This window comes from Candidatus Methylomicrobium oryzae (assembly GCF_016745425.1).
GTDB classification, from domain to species: domain Bacteria; phylum Pseudomonadota; class Gammaproteobacteria; order Methylococcales; family Methylomonadaceae; genus Methylomicrobium; species Methylomicrobium oryzae.
On sequence record NZ_JAERVK010000016.1, the window covers coordinates 24,741 to 44,660 of the forward strand.

14 protein-coding genes are annotated in these 19,920 nt (G+C 49.1%); 13 read left to right on the forward strand and 1 reads right to left on the reverse strand.

Annotated elements, in window-relative coordinates; genetic code table 11:
• The first annotated feature begins 218 nt into the window (after positions 1 to 218).
• Complete coding sequence (locus JJL52_RS16805) at positions 219 to 704, forward strand: flavin reductase family protein (protein WP_202053649.1); 486 nt, start codon at positions 219 to 221, stop codon at positions 702 to 704.
• Positions 705 to 759: 55 nt separating this feature from the next.
• Here the strand turns inward: JJL52_RS16805 and JJL52_RS16810 are convergent, their stop codons facing one another.
• Positions 760 to 4,176 (reverse strand): mechanosensitive ion channel domain-containing protein, encoded by a 3,417-nt coding sequence (locus JJL52_RS16810; protein WP_202053650.1) that lies wholly within the window; start codon positions 4,174 to 4,176, stop codon positions 760 to 762.
• Here JJL52_RS16810 and JJL52_RS16815 point away from each other — a divergent pair.
• From JJL52_RS16815 to JJL52_RS16870, 12 genes are all read left to right on the forward strand, one after another.
• The gene (locus JJL52_RS16815; RefSeq protein WP_202053651.1) at positions 4,165 to 4,410 is read left to right on the forward strand and encodes a hypothetical protein; all 246 of its coding nucleotides are present in this window, start codon (positions 4,165 to 4,167) and stop codon (positions 4,408 to 4,410) included. The two genes, JJL52_RS16810 and JJL52_RS16815, sit on opposite strands and share 12 nt — an antisense overlap.
• A gap of 134 nt (positions 4,411 to 4,544) precedes the next feature.
• A complete protein-coding gene (locus tag JJL52_RS16820; RefSeq protein WP_202053652.1) occupies positions 4,545 to 6,389 on the forward strand; it encodes a L,D-transpeptidase family protein in 1,845 nt (614 codons plus the stop codon).
• 399 nt (positions 6,390 to 6,788) lie between these two features.
• Positions 6,789 to 7,850, forward strand: coding sequence for a dTDP-glucose 4,6-dehydratase (rfbB, locus tag JJL52_RS16825; protein WP_202053653.1), 1,062 nt, complete (start codon positions 6,789 to 6,791; stop codon positions 7,848 to 7,850).
• Complete coding sequence (gene rfbD / locus JJL52_RS16830; protein WP_202053654.1) at positions 7,847 to 8,740, forward strand: dTDP-4-dehydrorhamnose reductase; 894 nt, start codon at positions 7,847 to 7,849, stop codon at positions 8,738 to 8,740. The genes rfbB and rfbD overlap by 4 nt, the downstream gene beginning before the upstream one ends.
• Before the next feature lie 6 nt (positions 8,741 to 8,746).
• Positions 8,747 to 9,628, forward strand: coding sequence for a glucose-1-phosphate thymidylyltransferase RfbA (gene rfbA, locus JJL52_RS16835; protein WP_202053655.1), 882 nt, complete (start codon positions 8,747 to 8,749; stop codon positions 9,626 to 9,628).
• Positions 9,628 to 10,173, forward strand: coding sequence for a dTDP-4-dehydrorhamnose 3,5-epimerase (gene rfbC / locus JJL52_RS16840; protein WP_202053656.1), 546 nt, complete (start codon positions 9,628 to 9,630; stop codon positions 10,171 to 10,173). Before rfbA ends, rfbC begins: the two co-directional genes overlap by 1 nt.
• Positions 10,173 to 10,994, forward strand: a complete 822-nt coding sequence (locus tag JJL52_RS16845) for an ABC transporter permease (RefSeq protein WP_202053657.1) — start codon at positions 10,173 to 10,175, stop codon at positions 10,992 to 10,994. The genes rfbC and JJL52_RS16845 overlap by 1 nt, the downstream gene beginning before the upstream one ends.
• Positions 10,984 to 12,342 carry an ABC transporter ATP-binding protein gene (locus JJL52_RS16850; protein WP_202053658.1) on the forward strand — a complete coding sequence of 453 codons (1,359 nt, stop codon included), beginning with the start codon at positions 10,984 to 10,986 and terminating at the stop codon, positions 12,340 to 12,342. Before JJL52_RS16845 ends, JJL52_RS16850 begins: the two co-directional genes overlap by 11 nt.
• Complete coding sequence (locus JJL52_RS16855) at positions 12,343 to 15,444, forward strand: class I SAM-dependent methyltransferase (RefSeq protein ID WP_202053659.1); 3,102 nt, start codon at positions 12,343 to 12,345, stop codon at positions 15,442 to 15,444.
• Positions 15,445 to 15,557: 113 nt separating this feature from the next.
• Positions 15,558 to 16,370, forward strand: a complete 813-nt coding sequence (locus JJL52_RS16860) for a hypothetical protein (protein ID WP_202053660.1) — start codon at positions 15,558 to 15,560, stop codon at positions 16,368 to 16,370.
• A 527-nt stretch (positions 16,371 to 16,897) separates the two neighbouring features.
• Positions 16,898 to 18,862, forward strand: coding sequence for a glycoside hydrolase family 99-like domain-containing protein (locus JJL52_RS16865; protein ID WP_202053661.1), 1,965 nt, complete (start codon positions 16,898 to 16,900; stop codon positions 18,860 to 18,862).
• A gap of 56 nt (positions 18,863 to 18,918) precedes the next feature.
• Positions 18,919 to 19,914: a glycosyltransferase family 2 protein gene (locus JJL52_RS16870; protein WP_202053662.1), complete on the forward strand. Its 996-nt coding sequence runs from the start codon at positions 18,919 to 18,921 to the stop codon at positions 19,912 to 19,914.
• The last annotated feature ends 6 nt before the right edge of the window (positions 19,915 to 19,920 follow it).

The window sequence follows — 19,920 nt, forward strand, 5'->3', positions numbered from 1 at the left end:
TTATTTCGCGCCAACCCGTTAAGACATTGATTCTTAAAGGCCGGCCAATTCAAAACAATACGATTGCGGTAAAAACCGCAATTTCTGCCCGTATTTTTTCGTCCCCTGCGCGGATTTAACAAGCCTGCCACGGTGTTGTAACATATGGGGCTATTTTCGACGTTGTTTCTTCATCGGCAGGAAGATGCAGCGCTTTTCAAATCACTCTGGAGAACTTGATGGCTGTCACCGGCGACGAATTCAAAAAAGCATTACAACAATGGGCAAGCGGCGTTGCCGTGGTCGCCACCCACTCGGCAAAGCTCGGGAATCAGGGAATGACGGTAACCGCTTTTGCAAGCGTCTCGATGACTCCGCCGCAGGTTCTGGTTTGCATCAACGAATCCGCCGATACGGGCGAAGGCATCAAGGAAAGCGAGCGTTTTTCGGTGAATGTACTGAGCAGCCGGCAGCAGGACGTTTCGAATCACTTTGCCGGCGGCCTGAGCCAGCAGGAACGCTTCGAACAAGCAGGCTGGACCACGGGGATTCAAGGCGTGCCGCTGCTGAACGACAGTATCGCGTCACTCGATTGCCGGGTCGTCGAAAAAGTGCACGCGGGCACGCACTGGATCATCATCGGAGAAGTCGAGAACACGGTCTGCCGCGGCGGCGAGCCCCTGTTGTATTTCCGCAGCCAATACCGGGGACTGTCCGAACAATAATAGGTAACGGCTGCAATAGGTAACGGCTGCGAATTTCTCGTTTTGCGAGCCGGCTTCAAGCCGGCTTTTCCTGCATCGGCACGCCGCAGCCCGCGCCGACCGAGCGAATATGCACTTCCCGCTGCGGAAACGGAACATTGATGTGATGTTCGCGAAAAGCCTTTTCGAGCCGCAGGTGGATATTGTGGGTCGCCTGCAGGCGATGCGACAGTTCGCTGACGAAAATCCGTATCGAGAAATTGAGCGAATTCTCGCCGAAGCCGACGAACAGCACGCCCGGCTCCGGGTCGGCCAGCACCAGCGGCGTCGATTTGACCGTATCGATCATCAACTGATGTGCCTCTTCGACATTCGACCCGTACGCAATCCCGACCGGAATCACGACCCGGGTCGTCGCATCGGTCAGCGACCAGTTGATCAGCTGACTGGTGATGAAAGTCTTGTTCGGCACGATCAGCTCTTTTTGATCCCAGTCGATCAGGGTGGTCGCACGCATCTGGATACGGGCGACCTTGCCGGTCACATCCCCGATCGTGACCGTATCCCCGACCCTGACCGGCCGCTCGAACAGCAAAATAATGCCTGACACCAGATTGGCGAAAATTTCCTGCAAACCGAATCCCAGACCGACGCCGAGCGCCGCGACCAGCCATTGTACCTGCGACCAACTGCCTCCCAGTTCGTTGGCGACGGCAATAAAGCCGGCCGCAATCAATCCGTAACCGGCGAGCTGATTGATCGCGTAACGCACCCCGGCCTCGACCGACCACCGCCTGAAGATCAGCAGTTCCATCACCCCGGAAAAGTTTCTGACCGCCACCCCGGTGACGAACACGTACAAACCGGCCAACAGCAGATTGGCCAGCGTAATCGGCAGATAAACCTCCTGCCCATCCATTTTGTCCAGATGCTGCCACAAGGCGACCCGTTCCAGAAACGAGAATGCCGGCAAAATGTCCCGCCAGATGATGCCGGCGCCGGCCAGTACGGCAAAGGCAATCGATACGTGCATCAGTTTAATCGTCTGCGCATTGATCTTCGGAATGTCGATCAACTGTTCGTCGATCGGCAGCATCGGATCCTCGCCCCCCGCAGGTGCGGCCGCCGCTTTTTCGTTCTGCATCGCCGCCTTGCGTTTTTGCCGTGCATTCCTGATCGCCAGCTGGCGGTTCGCCAGCGTCAGCCAGCGCATCACGAGTTCGTGAATCACGATCAAGCCGAACGCGAACCTCAGCGTCACGACCAGTTTTTGTTGCAGTTCGACTGCGCTCAGATAGTAACCTGCCACCGCAAAGCCGACCACGATCAACGGCAAGAAACAGGCCGCCGGGTACCAAATATAACGCAAACGCGCCACCCAACCCTCGGGATAAGTCAGCATATGACTGCTCAAGAGTCCCTTGTCGAATTTCAGAATCCGGCCGAAAAATACCGCCATCACAATCATTACGGCAATCAGCGCCAGGCGTCCCAGACTATCGCCATAGATCGAGCTTTTCGATGCGCTGGCGCAGTAGACCGTAAAAACGCCGGGCACGACCACATAGCGCACCCAGCCTAGATGTCTGCGCATCAGCTGGGCATTGGCTTTTTGCCATTGAAAATGTTTGACCGCCACGCCGTCGGCGCAAAACAATCGATAAAAGAACTGCATCAGGCAGAGCGGCACCGCGGATGTCTTAAGCCCGACCCCTACCGCCCGGCTGAAATCGGCCGCCTGCCAGGCGTTCTCCAGAAACCAGCCGGTCAAATAGATCAAGGCAGGCGCCGGCATAACCATCAGCAGGGTATAGACCAGAGCCTGCAGACCGTTGCTGAAACTGTCGGCATAGATCTTTTCCGCCTTTTCCAGGAGTGAAGACAACCGCGGCTTCGCCCAGATTCTGCCTAACGGCAAAACACTTAAAACCAGCACCGCCAGCAAGGCCAGGAAAGGACGGTTCAGCGCCGAGCGCCACAGGTCTTTGACCACCCCTAGCCAGTGCGAAGGCGCCAGCAGCCATTGCGCCGATTCATAAAGGCCCGCGAAAAAAACCAGATTGACCGGCTCGGAGCTGGGCACCCAGAGCAAACGCTGATCGAGAAAGCTGGCGAATTTATCGATTTGCGACTCCAGCTGCTGGCGTGCGAAATCGAAGTCTCCCAATGTGCGCAAATAGGCGGCATAAGCCACAGACAGTCGGTTCAACAGATCTTTCTTGCTGTTCAGCAGCACCCGCAGCTCTGCCTGGACCCTCATGCGCTGATCGACCGGCAGCGACGGATCGACCTGGGCGCCCATCAACTCCCTGAGCTCGACATCCAGATTCACGAGGCGCCGCAACTGGTCATCGACCTTGAATTGCTCGAGGCTGGCCTTTGCCGTGTCATCCTGCAGATTGTCGGTCAGCAACAGGTAACGATCCTGATTAGCCAGATTACGCCGTTGCTCGCGCAAAATCCTTCCCAGCGCAGGACTCAGCCCGGCGAGACTGATTTTCTTTTCGGCAGACTGGAAATCGTTGCCGATATTGACCGCCGCGGCATCGATGGTGTTTTTCTGCTCGGCGAATTTTTCGGTCTTGCTGTTGATGTCCTGCAGGTCGCGCGTATATTGCAGGTTTTCGCGCGTAATCTGTTGGATTAAGGGATGCTTGCCGGCGAGCTCTTTTTCGGCTTGGCTCAGCGCATTCTGGATTTCCTGCGCTTCCTTTTGCCGGCGCTCTGCCAGCAATCCTTCTACGGTTTCGAGAACGGGCCCCAATTCGTTCCGTTTGAGTTCAAGCCATTGCAGTTCGATTTTCAGCAAATCCACCCGCACCGGATTGCTGAGCGCTTCGGCTTCGAGCATTTTCAGCTCGGCATTACGGCGGGCGATGGCGGTCCGCAGCAATGCCTGTCTCGCCTCGCTTTCCAGCGCGGACGTCAGACCGGCTGTCGGCGCCGTCAGATGCGCCTGATCGGTTTCGATCGCCTGTTTTGCCGCCACGATCTCTTCGCGGATCAATTGCGGCCTGCTGTTTTGCTCGACGAACTCCGTTTCTTTCTTCTTGATCTGCTCGATCAGACCGGCCATCTTGCTCTTTTCGATGATCAGCCGCTGCTCGAGCTCTTCGGTCGGAATGCTGTCCCACTCCTCATTCTTTGACTTGGCGGCTTTCTGCTGAAGCGCCTCGATGTCTTTCTGCAGTCTCCGGGTCTCTACCGGCGCGGTTTTTAACACCCCGCGGTAATTCGCCTCTCCCTCCGCAAATTTATCCTTATTTTCGAGATTGTCTCCCGCCTCCTGGTAAATCGCCAGCACTTTGGTTTTTAAGACTGCATCGACGCCCTGCCGTTTGTTCAGCGCATCAATCCTGGCCTGCAGATCTTTCTTGCCGAATTCGGCCGCCGAATCGTTCGGACTGGAGACGGGCAGCGCCGTACCGGCCCGGAGCTCTCCGGATCCGAGGCTCAAAAGCAGAAAAATGATCAATACCCCGTGAATTTTCATTTTTTCGGTAAAAAAATATCGGTAGCTGCAAAATATCATGATAAAAACGCGTTGGAAGTTGACTGCCGCCTTGCCAAGGACCGTCGAAGCGGATTATCCGGCCCGGCCTCGACAGTCCGGGCCGGCCCGCAAAATGAAATGAACACAAACCCGATCATCCATTATAATGGCCCGGATACACCGAAATTTGCAGGAAAGCAATGCGCGGAAGAACGATCGGATCAATTACGGTAAGTAACTGATGAAAAAAGGGTTAAACGCAAATTTGGTATGAGACAAGCCCATTGAAAAAGCTCCGCCATGGCCTGTACAATTGCCAATGCGATAAATCGATGAATTCGTTTATAGTAACAAAAATGACCGACCCGATGGGATTAATTCGAGTTGCCTCTGCCAGCCGTCCGCTTTCAATATCGAAAGCCCTAAGCAGCTCAAGCAAGCGCCACTATCTCGCACGCCTGCTGCTGTGTTTCTCTCTCGGCTGGCCGTTGCCGCCGCTTCACGCACAAGAAGCCTCCCTTCCCCAGACCGGCATCGGGAAAGAGATTTTTATGCTGCTCGAGTCGAAACAGCATCCTTACCTGGTCCAAACCGGTTTCGCCGGCCGCGCCGAGGACATGCAGGCGCTTTACAAAGCCGCGAATTACGAACCGGTCTGGCTGAACCGCAACGATGCCGAAGTGCTGATCACGGAAACGCTCGATCTGTTATCGAATGCCGCCAGCGAAGGACTGAATCCGCAACATTACGATGCCGGCAAGCTGAAGGAAATGCTGCCGGCGACCCTCCAGCTTCCCCCGGTCGCGGTCCGAAAACGGGCCATGTTCGATACCGCCGTCAGCTTGTCGCTGCTGCGCTATCTGCACGATCTGCATTATGGGCGGGTCAGCCCGCAAGACATCAACTTCAACTTGAAACTGCGCGAGAAAAAGCTCATCGACTTACCTGCGCTGATCCTCTCCGCCCTTGACCGGAGCCGGATTACGCCGTTGCCCGCAGAGGTCGAGCCGAAGCTGGACCAATACCGAAAACTTAAACCGGCATTGGCGCATTACCGCGAATTGGCCGCCCGCGTCGTACCGCTTAAACTGGATGTTGCCCGCTCCGTGCATATCGGCGATAAGCATCCGCAGTTGGAGGAACTGCGGCGCTTCCTGGTGCAAACCGGTGAAATTCAGGCCGGCGCGGACAATACCCAGACGCCGACCGACCCGGTTTACGACAAGGAACTGAGCGAAGGGGTCAAGCGCTTCCAGGCTCGCCACGGGCTGACCGCAGACGGCGTGCTCGGCAGGGGTACCGCCGCTGCACTCAGCGTGCCGCTCTCCGAACGGGTTACCCAAATCGAACTGGCACTGGAAAGGCTGCGCTGGCTCCCCGAAATCGGCACCGGCCCGTATATTCTAGTGAACATTCCGGCGTTTCAAATGTGGGTGTATGACGATATCAGCAAGAGCGAACCTTCACCTCTCAGCATGCGGGTCGTGGTCGGCCAGGCGATGAAGACCCAAACCCCGGTGCTGATGGCCGAAATGAAGTTCATCGATTTCATGCCCTACTGGAATGTCCCTTACAGTATCACCAAAAACGAGATCATACCCAAACTGATCGCGAATCCGGCTTATCTTCATTCCGAAAACCTGGAGATCGTTACCGCGTTCAGCGACCAGGCCAAACCGGTCCCGCTGAACGTCGATTCGCTGCTGATGCTCAAACAGGGACTCCTGAAGATCCGTCAGCGCCCGGGCAAAAAAAATCCGCTCGGCAAAGTCAAATTCATGTTTCCCAACAAGGACGACGTCTACCTGCATGATACGCCGTCGAAATCACTGTTCAACCGATCGACACGCGATTTCAGCCATGGCTGCGTGCGCATCGAAAGGCCGCAGGATCTCGCCGAATTCGCGCTCAGAAACCAGCCCGAATGGACCAAAGAAAATATTCAGCTCGCGATGCAGGCCCCAAAAATGCAGCGCGTGATGCTGAAAAGATCGATCCCCATTCTATTCTTTTACACGACCTCGTTCGTCGAGCAGAACGGTGAAGTAGCTTTCTATCGCGACATCTACGGTCATGACACTGTACTGCTCGAAACCCTGAAAAACAGCTCGGACTTGTCCGACCAATTGCTGTTTGTTAGCCAAGGTACGGCACCGCCAACGCGCTCAACTGAACGGCGTCTTTCAGATCCCTCGGGGTCGGTCGGCATTTAGGCCTGGTTTTCTGGAAGTCTTCGGTGATGGATATGAAGACGAAAGAGGGCTTGAGAATGGGTAATAAAACTAACCATTGTATATCCGCGAGGTATCATTATTTAATCCGTTACATTGTACCGTTCATGGATATACACTTTAATCGCTGAAGAAAGGGCACAGAAAAAGCCGCTCTGGCAGCGGGCATCTACAAACGCCCTCACTAACAAGGGGGCTGGTTAGACCTGAAGTTTCGAGATTACCTCGCCAGCGGCCTGACCACGCAAGACATATAATGCCTGCAATCTTCTACTGCGACGATTATGGCAAGTGCCATCGATCTTTTTGCAAATATTCGATAAATTGCTAAAGGATTCATTTAACGGGATATGGCAACCCATTTTTAGGACTAAGAGAAAAATGAGTATTCTTGTAACAGGCGGAGCAGGTTTTATCGGTTCCAATTTCGTGCTTGACTGGTTCAAACATCATGAGGAATCCCTTATTAACCTGGACAAGCTGACTTATGCCGGCAATATCGAAAACCTCCAAAGCCTTGAAGAAAACGATCGGCACCGCTTCGTCCGGGGAGACATCGGCGACAAGAACCTGGTCAACGCTTTGCTGGCAGAACACCGGCCGCGGGCGATCGTAAATTTTGCGGCGGAAAGCCATGTCGACCGATCGATTCACGGCCCCGAAGATTTCATTCAGACCAATGTCGTCGGAACCTTCCACCTTCTCGAAACCGCACGGAATTACTGGACCACGCTACCGGAAAAGATGAAGGCCGGTTTTCGTTTCCTGCACGTTTCCACCGATGAGGTGTACGGATCGCTGAGCAAAGAGGATCCGGCCTTTTGCGAAGCCAACCGTTACGAACCCAACAGCCCTTATTCGGCCAGCAAGGCGGCCAGCGATCACTTGGTGCGCGCTTATCATCATACATACGGGCTGCCCGTATTGACGACCAATTGTTCCAACAATTACGGTCCCTACCATTTCCCCGAGAAATTGATTCCGTTGGTGATCCATCATGCGCTCGCCGGCAAGACGCTGCCGATTTACGGAGACGGCCAGCAAATACGGGACTGGCTGTATGTCAAAGACCATTGCAGCGCGATCCGAAGGGTCCTGGCTGCCGGCAAAGCGGGAGAAACTTATAACGTCGGCGGCTGGAACGAGAAAGCGAATCTGGATGTCGTCCATACGCTGTGCGATATTCTCGACGAACTGCAGCCCCGGTCTGACGGCCTCTCGTACCGCACGCAGATTACTTTCGTCAAAGACCGTCCGGGACACGATCGCCGCTACGCGATCGACGCGACGAAGCTGGAAAGAGAGCTGGGCTGGAAGCCTGCCGAAACGTTTGAATCCGGCATCCGCAAAACGGTTCAATGGTATCTGGATAATCCGGACTGGGTACGCAATGTGACGAGCGGCGCCTATCGGGATTGGATCAACAAACACTACGTGGTATGAAAATTCTCTTATTCGGCAAAGATGGCCAGGTCGGGCGCGAACTTCAGCGGACATTGCTGCCGCTGGGGGAAGTGTTCGCGCTCAACCGGCAGGACGCCGACCTGCAAAACCTTACCGGACTGGACCGCTTACTGCAGACGGTAAAACCGGATCTGATCGTGAACGCAGCCGCTTACACGGCGGTGGACAAGGCCGAAACCGACTCGGCAACGGCCTTCCGAGTCAATGCGGAGGCAGTGGAAGCGATGGCCGGCTATGCATTCGATCAAAAGGTTTTGCTGGTGCATTATTCGACCGATTACGTGTTCGACGGACAAAAACCGGGCGCTTTCGTTGAAACCGACGCCCCGCACCCGCTCGGCGTGTACGGCCTGTCCAAAAGGAAAGGAGAAGAGGCGATCGAACAAAGCCGCTGCAACGCCCTGATTTTCCGCACCAGCTGGGTGTTTTCCGCACACGGCAACAATTTCATTAAAACGATTCTGCGCCTGGCCAAAGAGAAAAACAGCCTGAATATCGTCGCGGACCAATTCGGCGCACCGACATCGGCAGAGTTGATTGCCGACGTAACCGCCCTGGCAATCGCAGGTTATCGATCCGGCCGCCTCGGCAGCGGCATTTATCACCTGACCGCCAACGGCGAAGCCAACTGGCATCGGTTCGCCTGCCACATCGTCGACCGCGCGCTGGCCAACGGCCTCCCGCTGCAGTTGGACGCGCTGCGGATTAATGCAATCACCACCGAAGACTATCCTGTTCCTGCCCGTCGCCCGAAAAATTCCCGGCTCGATACTTCGCTGTTGTCTTCCGGGCTCGGACTGCAGTTACCCGACTGGACCGTGCATGCAAACCGCACGATCGATCAATTGACGCTTTCACCGTTACCCTAAAAACCTATGCAACGTAAAGGCATCATCCTGGCCGGCGGTTCGGGCACCCGCTTACATCCCGCCACGCTCGCCATCTCCAAACAGTTATTGCCGGTATTCGATAAGCCGATGATCTATTACCCGCTCAGCACCCTGATGCTGGCCGGCATTCGCGACATTCTGATCATTTCCACGCCGCAGGACGTGCCGCGCTTCGAGCAGCTTCTGGGCAGCGGCGAACAATGGGGACTCAACCTGCACTATGCCGTGCAGCCCAGTCCCGACGGGCTTGCACAGGCATTCATTATCGGCGAGTCGTTCATCGGCGGCGACCCTTCCGCCCTGATTCTGGGAGATAACCTCTTTTACGGCCACGATCTCCAGGAGCTTCTCGGCCATGCGATGGCGCGCAGCGAGGGCTCCACCGTATTCGCTTACCACGTCAACGATCCGGAACGTTACGGCGTCGTCGAATTCGACCAGCAAGGCAAGGCCCTCACGCTGGAAGAAAAACCGCCTTTGCCCAAATCGAATTACGCGGTGACCGGCCTGTATTTCTATGACCGGGACGTGGTGGAACTCGCCCGGAATCTCAAGCCTTCGGCGCGCGGCGAACTGGAAATCACCGACCTGAACCGCATTTATTTGGAGCAACGCAAGCTAAACGTCGAAATCATGGGCCGCGGATATGCCTGGCTCGATACCGGCACCCACGAATCTTTGCTGGACGCCAGCCAATTCATCGCCACCATCGAAAACCGTCAGGGGCTCAAAGTATCCTGCCCCGAAGAAATCGCTTTCAGGCAACAGTGGATTAGTGTCGACCAACTCGACAAGCTCGCGCGGACGCTCGCCAAGAACGGTTATGGACAATATTTGCAGCGAATTCTGCAGGAGAACATATTCTGATGAAAGCGACTCCCCTTGCGATAGCCGACGTTATCCTGCTCGAGCCCGCCGTGTTCGGCGACGAACGCGGTTTTTTCTTTGAAAGCTTCAATCTGCGCCAATTCGAAGACATCGTAGACCGAAAAGTGAACTTCGTGCAGGACAACCATTCGCGTTCCGCGAAAAACGTCCTGCGAGGGTTGCATTATCAAATTCACCAGCCCCAGGGCAAGCTGGTGCGCGTGGCATACGGCAAAGTGCTCGATGTTGCGGTAGATATTCGCCGCTCCTCGCCCACTTTCGGCCGCTGGGTTAGCGCCATTCTTTCCGCGGAAAATAAACACCAGCTTTGGGTACCCGAAGGATTCGCGCACGGTTTCGTCGTATTGACCGACCACGCCGAGTTCCTTTACAAGACGACCGACTATTATGCGCCGACCTACGAACGCTGTATTGCCTGGGATGATGCGACGCTCGCGATCGACTGGCTGATTCAGGATGCTCCGGTTCTATCGGCTAAGGACGCCGGCGGCTTGCCTTTGGATCAAGCCGAAACATTTGCCTGATGCAACGCTTCAACATTTCTCTCCGCGAAATGTTTGCCAGCTTCTGGCGCAACCGCAACCTGATCTATACGCTGACCAAACGCGAAGTGATAGGACGCTATCGCGGTTCGTTGCTGGGCATGGCATGGTCTTTTTTCAATCCGGTCCTGATGCTGCTGATTTATACCTTTGTGTTCTCGGTAGTTTTCAAGTCGCGCTGGGGGATCGGCGTTGAAGAAAGCCAAACCGAATTCGCAATCGTTCTTTTCGTGGGCATGATCGTCCACGGTTTGTTCGCCGAATGCCTGAACCGCGCCCCCGGCCTGATTCTCTCGAATGTCAATTATGTAAAAAAAGTCATTTTTCCGCTGGAAATCCTCCCTTGGGTTGCCTTGAGTTCGGCGCTTTTCCATAGCTCGATCAGCCTGATCGTTTTATTGGCCGCGCAATTGCTTCTCAGCCAGCAGATCATGTGGACGGCCTTGCTGTTTCCGCTGGTCTTATTGCCCCTGGTCCTTGCGACGATGGGCTGTGCCTGGTTTCTGGCCGGACTCGGCGTCTACGTGCGCGACATCGGCCAGATCACCGGCATACTGACGACGGTATTGATGTTTCTTTCCCCGGTGTTTTACCCGGTCAGCGCCCTGCCCGATCAATATCAGCTCTGGCTGCAAATCAATCCGCTCACCTTTATCATTGAAGAAGGACGCAATACGCTGATTTTCGGAAAAGTGCCGGATATTCGGCAATGGACCCTGATGGGGGCGGCAGGATTGAGCACTGCGTGGGCCGGCTTCGTCTGGTTCCAGAAGACGCGCAAAGGGTTTGCCGATGTCCTCTGAAATCGCCATTAAAGTGGACAACTTGTCCAAATGCTACCAGATTTACGATAAGCCGCAGGACCGGCTCAAACAATCGATCTATCCGCGCTTGCAACACTTGGCGGGGCAGCAACCCAAACAATATTTCCGCGAATTCTGGGCGCTGAGAGACGTCTCTTTCGAGATAAAAAAAGGTGAAACGGTCGGCATTATAGGCCGTAACGGCAGCGGCAAATCAACGTTATTGCAGCTGATCTGCGGCACGCTGAATCCGACCGGCGGCAACATTCAAACCAATGGGCGCATCGCCGCTCTGCTAGAGCTAGGCTCCGGCTTTAACCCAGAATTTACCGGGCGCGAAAATGTATATATGAACGCCGCCGTCCTTGGCTTGAGCAAAGAAGAAATCAATACCCGTTTCGATGATATTGTCGCTTTTGCCGATATTGGCGATTTCATTGAACAACCCGTCAAAACCTACTCCAGCGGCATGATGGTAAGATTGGCATTTGCCGTCATTGCACATGTGGATGCGGATATTTTAGTCGTGGACGAAGCATTGGCCGTGGGAGACGCATTCTTTACCCAAAAATGCATGCTGTTCTTACGCAGCTTTATGAAAACGGGAACGGTGTTATTCGTTAGCCATGATACCGGCTCTGTAAGAAGTTTATGCACCCATGGCATCTGGCTTGAAAAAGGGCGTATTCTGCAAGAGGGCCCACCCAAGAAAATTTGCGAAAATTACTTGGAAGCATTCTACGAGGCTCAACAGGGCAAAAGCACGACAACCCGCATTAAAATAGAAGCGATTGACCATTCGATAGCCCACGCGAAAGATCAACGTCAGGAGTTTATCAACGCGAGCAATTTGCGCAACGATATTCAATTATTCGAATTCAACCCCGAAGCGCCGTCATTCGGCAAAGGCGAAGCACAAATTGTCTCAGTCAAATTTCTTGACAGGGAAGGCAAGCCGCTTGCCTGGGTTGTAGGTGGAGAAGAAGTGGTGCTGAGAATTGAAGCCCTCGCGCATTCAAATCTTAACTCTCCTATCATTGGCTTTTTCGTAAAAGATAAGTTAGGACAATGTTTATTTGGAGATAATACTTATCTTAGCTATATGGACTCACCGGTTGTCTGTCCAGGAGGCCAGTTCTTGACGGCGGATTTTTTATTTCAGATGCCCAGGTTATTTGCGGGCAATTACTCGATTACCGTAGCAATCGCAAATGGCACTCAGCAAAATCATATACAACATCATTGGGTACATGATGCAATTATTTTCAAATCCGAATCAACCAGCGTAGCTAGCGGATTAATTGGCATACCCATGAACAGCATTATTTTAAAAACAATGAGCTCATAGATGGATAGCGTTTGCGAAAAGTTACTAGAATCAGCAAATTTTAAACCATACCTTTTTAAAAAAAATAGTGCCTGGCTCGGCCATCTTCCATTTGCAGCATGGCTGATTCAAATATACAAACCGTCTATTTTTGTCGAACTGGGTACGCATTGGGGGCATTCCTATTTTTCGTTCTGCCAATCAGTCTATGAGGCTAATCTCGCCACTCAATGCTATGCTATCGACACATGGCAAGGCGATGAGCATGCAGGGCAATATGGCGATGAAGTGTTTCATCATGTCAATGTACACAACCAGGAACACTACGCTGGTTTTTCTCGACTGCTACGCATGACATTCGATGAAGCGCTGAATTATTTCTCAGATGCCTCAATTGAACTTCTGCATATCGATGGCCTGCATACGTACGAAGCGGTCAATCACGATTTTGAGTCCTGGTTGCCCAAATTAGCACCGGGTGCAGTTGTGCTATTTCATGACATCAATGTGCGTGAGCGTGGTTTCGGTGTATGGAAATTATGGGAAGAACTCCAAATACGTTATCCCAATACTCTCGAGTTTCTGCATTCTCATGGCCTTGGAATACTACAGTTGGATGGAGCGACCGAGGCCAAAAAACTTGTCTGGCTGAATTGCAATACATCAGAAAAACTGCAACTGAAAAATTACTTTGCAGCTTTAGGTGCCAGGCAGTGGGAACGATTCGAATTTAGCCAGATAAAAATCCATGTCAATCACCTCAGCCAATCCATTGCCGAACGCGATAGCAACATCAACAGCCTCGGCCAAGTTATAGCTGCACGGGATGAGCAAATCGTCAGACTGAACCAAACCATAGCCGAGTACGATGCACAGCTAACCTATCATAAACAAACCGTAGCCGATCGAGATAACCAGATAGCCAATCTCAACCAAGTTATAGCCCAACATGACGGATTAATCGCTAACCTCAACCGAATCATAGCTGACTATGAGGGACAACTAGTTAATCTGCAAAATACAGTAGCTAAGCGAGACATGCAAATTTTGCAGGCGCAGTCCACGGTTAAAGCTATTCTAGAATCGACTAGCTGGAAATTGACAGCTCCAATAAGATTTTTTGGAAAAGCAGTAAGGCATGCTAAAAAAGCTTATATATTGAGAAAGAGTATTTTTGATTTAGCTCTTCGATATTCCCGTCGCCATTCAGTTTTTGAGCTTTTCAAACGTACGTTTTATATCATGAGCAAGGAGGGTTTGGAAGGAATCAGGTCTCGCCTGAGAGACTTTAACTCAAACCCACATAAACCAGAGTCTAAGCTAGCCAATACACTTGAAAAGCCAGCCTACCAGCCTCTCTCATCCATTGACATCAATAAATACGAGTATTTTTTCTTCGATGTATTTGACACCGCGATTATCCGCCTTTTTCAAAGGCCAATCGATTTATTTGAATATATTTCGGTAAGAACGGAAGATCCCGAGTTTCATATCAGACGCATTCAAAAAGAGACAAAAACAAGAGAGCTTTTCCTGGATCGGAAGGATATCAGCATCTTTGAGATTTATAAGGATTTTGCAGATGCGTCAATTGACGAGGAAATTGCTACAGAGCTTAAATTTTGTGTAGCTAATCCCGAAGTTTATTTGTTTTATTCAAAGCTATTATCCGCCGGAAAAAAGATATATTTCATTTCGGATATGTATTTGAATAAATCAACAATCGCCGAAATGTTAGAACGGAATGGATTTTCCGTTTATGCAGATATTTTTGTGTCATCGGAAGATGATTACATCAAGGGCGACGGAAGCAGATTCGAGTGGCTAAAAAAGAGCCTTCCCAGCTGTATAGGCAATGCAATTCACATTGGCGATAATATTATTGCCGATTTTATGCAGCCGACGTCGTATGGATTCGACGCAATTCATTATATGGAAAGCCATGCTTATTATCAGCATGATTCATTCCTAAATTCAAAAATCGAGTTTTTAAATTCAAAACAAAGCCTTGGCTTATCTTTTCTGATTTCTGTTTTCCGGTATTGGAAATCGGGATTTCACGATCAGGTTCCCAATTATTGGAGACAGTTCGGGTTTCTATTTGGTGGTGCACTGGTTTCTGTTTTTTGCGGCTTTATTAATAGTCAAATACTAAAAAACAAATTATCATGCAATAAAATTTTCTTTCTGGCACGAGATGGCGACATAATGAGCCAGATATACCGTCTATTTTATGATGATGTTGAAGCGGCATATTTGATGGCCTCTCGCCGCTGCATGAGTTTCCCTTCGCTCATAGATCTCTCACATGCGGAAGATGTCGAAACGCTTAAATTATTTACTACCACAATTGGAGTAAGTGGGACAAAAGATATTTTGGAGCGATTCGGCTACACAAACCTAGGAGATCTTGAAGCAGACTTGAAAAAAATTGGTCCAGATCCTTCGAAATGGGCTGAGCCCATGATATTGGAATGCTTTTTAAGAAATAAAAAATCTATTCTCGAAAAAGCAATAACAGAGCGTAGGGTACTTTTTGATTATCTCTCAAAAATAAATTTTTTCGATCAGAAAGATATCGTCATAGTCGATGTAGGATGGGGCGGAAGTATTCAAAACTCCCTAGTTAAGTTGCTGAAGCTCTGGGGTTATGAGAAGAAAAACCTTCATGGAATTTATCTGGGCGTAAATGATAAAGTGGCTCACAAAAATAACAAAGTCGGCTTTTTATTTAATGGTGATCAAACACATTTTGCAGAGTATTTTAATTTAATAGAACTTATAACTTCGTCTCCTCAAAATGGAATTGTTCGGATTGATTATGCTAATGGCACTTTTTTTCCCATATCTGGAACTGTCAATGAACATGAAAAACAAAGACAATTTGTTGCTGCTGAAATTCAGAAAGGAATAATTGATTTTGCACAAATTGTTAAAGAACAAGATATTGCAGGGTTAGACTTCATTCGTCCGTATGATTTTCAGGCATTATTTGAGTCATTACGAGATCATGCTTCTGAAGAAGATATCGTCCAATTTAGAAAACTCAAACATGCGATGATGATCGGCAATAACTACACACATACTGTTCTTAATTTAAAACCGCAACAAATCTTATCTTAATTTTGAAAACCATTAAATTTTGAGTCCCATCCTGAAAATAGAGCCAAGCAATCCATTCTCACTCTACTTATTCTGGTGCATTCGTTTCTACAAGCTCGATATCAGCTTTTTTAATGTTTATTGAAAAAAATATCAATATGCAAGAAATAAAACTAGTGACGGTTTTTATTAATCCTGAGATGTATGAAAGGTTTTTTACATCCAATATCAATTTAAATTGTTATGAATTAATAGGAATTGACAATAGACAATTTAATCACGGCTTGCCTGTAATTTATAATAATATAATTGAAAAAAATATACATGATAATTGCTGGCTTTTTTTTGTTCACGAGGATTTCGAAATAAAGTGTGGTTTAGCTGTTGTTGGCCGTTTAGATCAAACCTCCGTTTATGGTACTTTTGGGATAAATCTTGAGAACGATGCTCCAGTTCCCTACGGAAGACATTTGTGTAGCAATAAGGATGGCTCTCATGCAGTTGAAGTGGGAAACGAAGTGACCAATACGGCTAAAGTTCAAACCCTTGATTGTCAAAGTATATTGATCCATACATCACTGCTGGCTACCTATCCGGGTCTCCGCTTTGACGAGAAATTGACTTTTGACTTATACGCAGAAGATTTTTGCATTAGTGCTCAGAAAAATTTCGGGATCGAGATAAAAGTTTTTCCTCTTCAATTCCAGCATTATTCTCATGGAAAGTTGACTGAGAGATATTATAAGGGTATAGATTATTTGGCTAAGAAATACCCAACAATTGCCGTTCCAGGCAGTTGCTCTTTTATTGGAGGAAGGGCGAATGAGCTTGAACAAAAGTTTAAATATGACATACCTGCAAACCAAAATAGTCAAGATGACATGATTTTTTGGAGTATAATTAGAAGCTTCCCAAATCGACTCAAATCATTTTTTTCTTTCTATTGAAATAATGAAACTTTCAATCTAATCCTAATTTTATAAGCTTTCCGAGTCAAAATCGCATCGAGTAGGTCGGCTGCATATGCTTCAGTCCAACATATAATCGCAATTTATGCCAGTGCAAAATCAGTTATATTATATTCTTGATCACATGTAGGGCTATAAAAACGGATTTTAAATTGAATAACAGAAGCCATGCAGTCATCTTGATTAAAATAATTTACCATCATAACATTAAGAACACGTTTAATTAAGTGCCACTCAAAAATCATTGACCTTTAGCCATAAAAAGTTAACTAGAATCTAATATATAGAATTGGAAAATTACTTTGCCAGTTAGAATTATCAGACATTATGTAACCTCTATTAAAAATTTAATAAGAATCCTCCGGGATATATTAAGCAGAAGCGGCAGCATCAAAGGAGCTTGGCGCAAGACATGTGCAATTTTCCGCGAAGAAGGCCTTGAAGGTCTTAAGCAAAGATTATCATCATCCAAAATACAGAAGAGTCCATTCTTGCGGTTGGACTCGTTGGAGTCCTACGTCAACGAGAGATTCTTAACCGCTCAACACAAGGTAAACTGGGCCAGCCGCTATGTTCCGAAAGTCTCCGATCATCTGGATCTGCGCCAGCTTCCCCTCAAGACGATCGCCTTTTATTTGCCCCAGTTCCATCCCATCCCCGAAAATGATCTTTGGTGGGGAAAAGGCTTTACCGAATGGACCAACGTAACTAAGGCACAACCCCAGTTTCTCGGCCACTATCAACCTCACCTGCCCGGCGAGTTGGGCTTCTACGATCTCCGCCTGCCGGAAACGATGCATCAACAAATCGCACTGGCTCGTCAATATGGCGTTTCCGGCTTTTGCTTTCATTTTTACTGGTTTGGAGGTAAACGCCTGCTTGAGCTGCCTATCAATAATTTTTTGGCAGATCCTGCGATGAATATCGATTTTTGCTTTTGCTGGGCTAATGAAAATTGGTCGCGGCGCTGGGACGGCTCGGAAAACGATATGCTGATGGCGCAAAATCATTCGCCTGAAGACGATATTGCTTTTATCGAAGCGATGTTTCCGGCCTTTGCGGATCCCCGTTACATCCGGATTGACGACAAGCCCTTGCTGATTGTGTATCGCGCCAGTATATTGCCCGACGCAAAAGCGACGGCAGCCAGATGGCGTAAACGGGCGCAGGAAAACGGCTTTGCCGGCCTTTATCTGGTCGCAGCCCGCACATTCGAGATTACCGATCCTCGGCCATACGGATTCGACGCTGCGGTAGAGTTTCCCCCGCATCAAGTGAATGTGCCGCCCCTGACTCGCAAATTCAAGATTATCAATCCAGAATATACAGGGAATATTTTCGAATATGCCCATCTGGCGGAAAAATACAGTCAGCAAAAAGAGAGTGAGTTTGTTAATTTTAAAACCGTTGTTCCGTCATGGGATAACGAAGCCCGTAAGCCGGGAAACGGTCATACTTTCGCTAACGCGTTGCCGGAACTTTATGCGAAGTGGCTTTCAGCTGCTGCTCAGATAACATTGCAACATAAACCTGATGAACGGTTGCTGTTCATTAATGCTTGGAACGAATGGGCAGAAGGCGCCCATCTCGAACCGGATCGTTATTATGGTTATGCCCATCTGCATGCCACTGCTAATGTTCTACGTAACCTTATAAAGGCTAAAGATGAGGTTACGGCACTGATAGCAGATATTAATGCTGATTTTACTAAACGCTATGATACTGCCATAATTCTTCACCTTTATTATGAAGATCTAATCGACGCTATATTTTTTAAATATCTGTCACAGTTACAGAATATGGTCGATTTGTTTGTTACCGTTAAAGAAGATATCTCCTTAGAAGCTTTAAAAAGAATTCGTCAATGGTTTCCGAATATTTTCGTTCTAAAGACGGAAAATCGTGGGCGTGATATTCGGCCTTTTTTAATGGCATACAAGCAAGTTAGTCAACTCGGTTATCAATATGTTTGCAAGTTACATACGAAAAAATCACCTCAGCGAACGGATGGTGAGAACTTGCGCGAAAATTTAATTTCTTCCTTAGTAGCCACTCCCAATCTCGTCGAGAAAATTGTCGGTAGATTTTCATCAGAAAGTGAACTGGGATTGCTCGCACCGCCCAATTCATTAATTGACCTTTCTGCGCCGTATATTCATTCCGACAATAAGCCGTGGCTAGACGTGCTTCTCGCCCGGCTTGGGGCACAAGAGTCCATCGGTAAATATGCTTTCCGGTTTCCAGCCGGATCAATGTACTGGTTTCGTGTTTCCGCACTGCTGCCATTGTTAGATAAATCTGTAATCAAAGTCGATGAGTTTGAATTGGAAGCCGGCCAACTGGATGGCACGTTGGCGCATGCTGTTGAAAGGATTATAGGATTACTGCCTTCACAGCTCGGTTACACTCTACGTGAGCTCGAAAATTATGAGTTGGCTTTTGACCCGGATGTCTTGGCAATTCTAAATTAGCCCCTCCAAGTAATCCTTCCGTTAGCGATTTTGCTTTGAGTTAAGATATATGCAATATGCAAACTCAATTTCACGATCCTTTAAAAAATAGAAGCGCCTCTGTAACTGTAGTTATAGTTAATTGGAACAGCGGAGATTTACTTGGCAAATGCATAACGCAATTGCTAAAGCAGTCGCTGCTACCAGCACATATTTTAGTTATTGATAACGCCAGCACTGACAGTTCAATCGAATTTAATGATTCTGCCTCAAATATTACAATTCATAAATTAAACAAAAATACTGGTTTTGCCTCCGCCAATAATCTTGCTCTGTCACAATGTAATACCGAATTTGTAGCTTTACTGAATCCAGATGCCTTTCCGGAGCCTGATTGGCTGAAACAATTAATGGCCGCTGCTACAGCTCATCCAGATCTTGCCTCATTCGGCTCACGGCAGATGAGCTATGGTTTAACAAAAATAATCGACGGTATCGGGGATGTCTATCACTGTTCCGGCTTGGTGTGGCGTCATGCTCATGGGCGGCGCCAATCTGATCTTGAAGGAATCTCCAGGGAAATATTTTCTCCTTGTGCCTGCGCGGCCCTATACAAACGAGAAGCGTTACAGGAAATTAGCGGCTTCGATGAAGACTATTTTTGCTATGTCGAGGATGTCGACTTAGGTTTTCGCCTCAGGCTGGCCGGCTACAAAGCTTTCTATGTTTCCGACGCCGTGGTAAACCATGTCGGCTCGGCAACCACGGGAGGCCAGCACAGCGACTTCTCGATTTATCATGGCCACCGTAATCTGGTGTGGACTTACATTAAAAATATGCCGGGAATATTGTTTTGGCTATTTCTCCCTTTTCATATACTATTAAACCTAATTTCTGTCGTTTACTTTAGTCTGCAAGGAAAAGGTAAAGTTATTGCCCAAGCAAAACTAGACGCGATTCGTGGAATTCCCAAAATGTGGCAAAAAAGGAAAACAATACAGCAAACAAGGAAAGCCTCTATAGGCGAAATCTGGCGAGCGTTAGACAAACGTATGTTTCCCTTGCGGCGTTGAACAGGT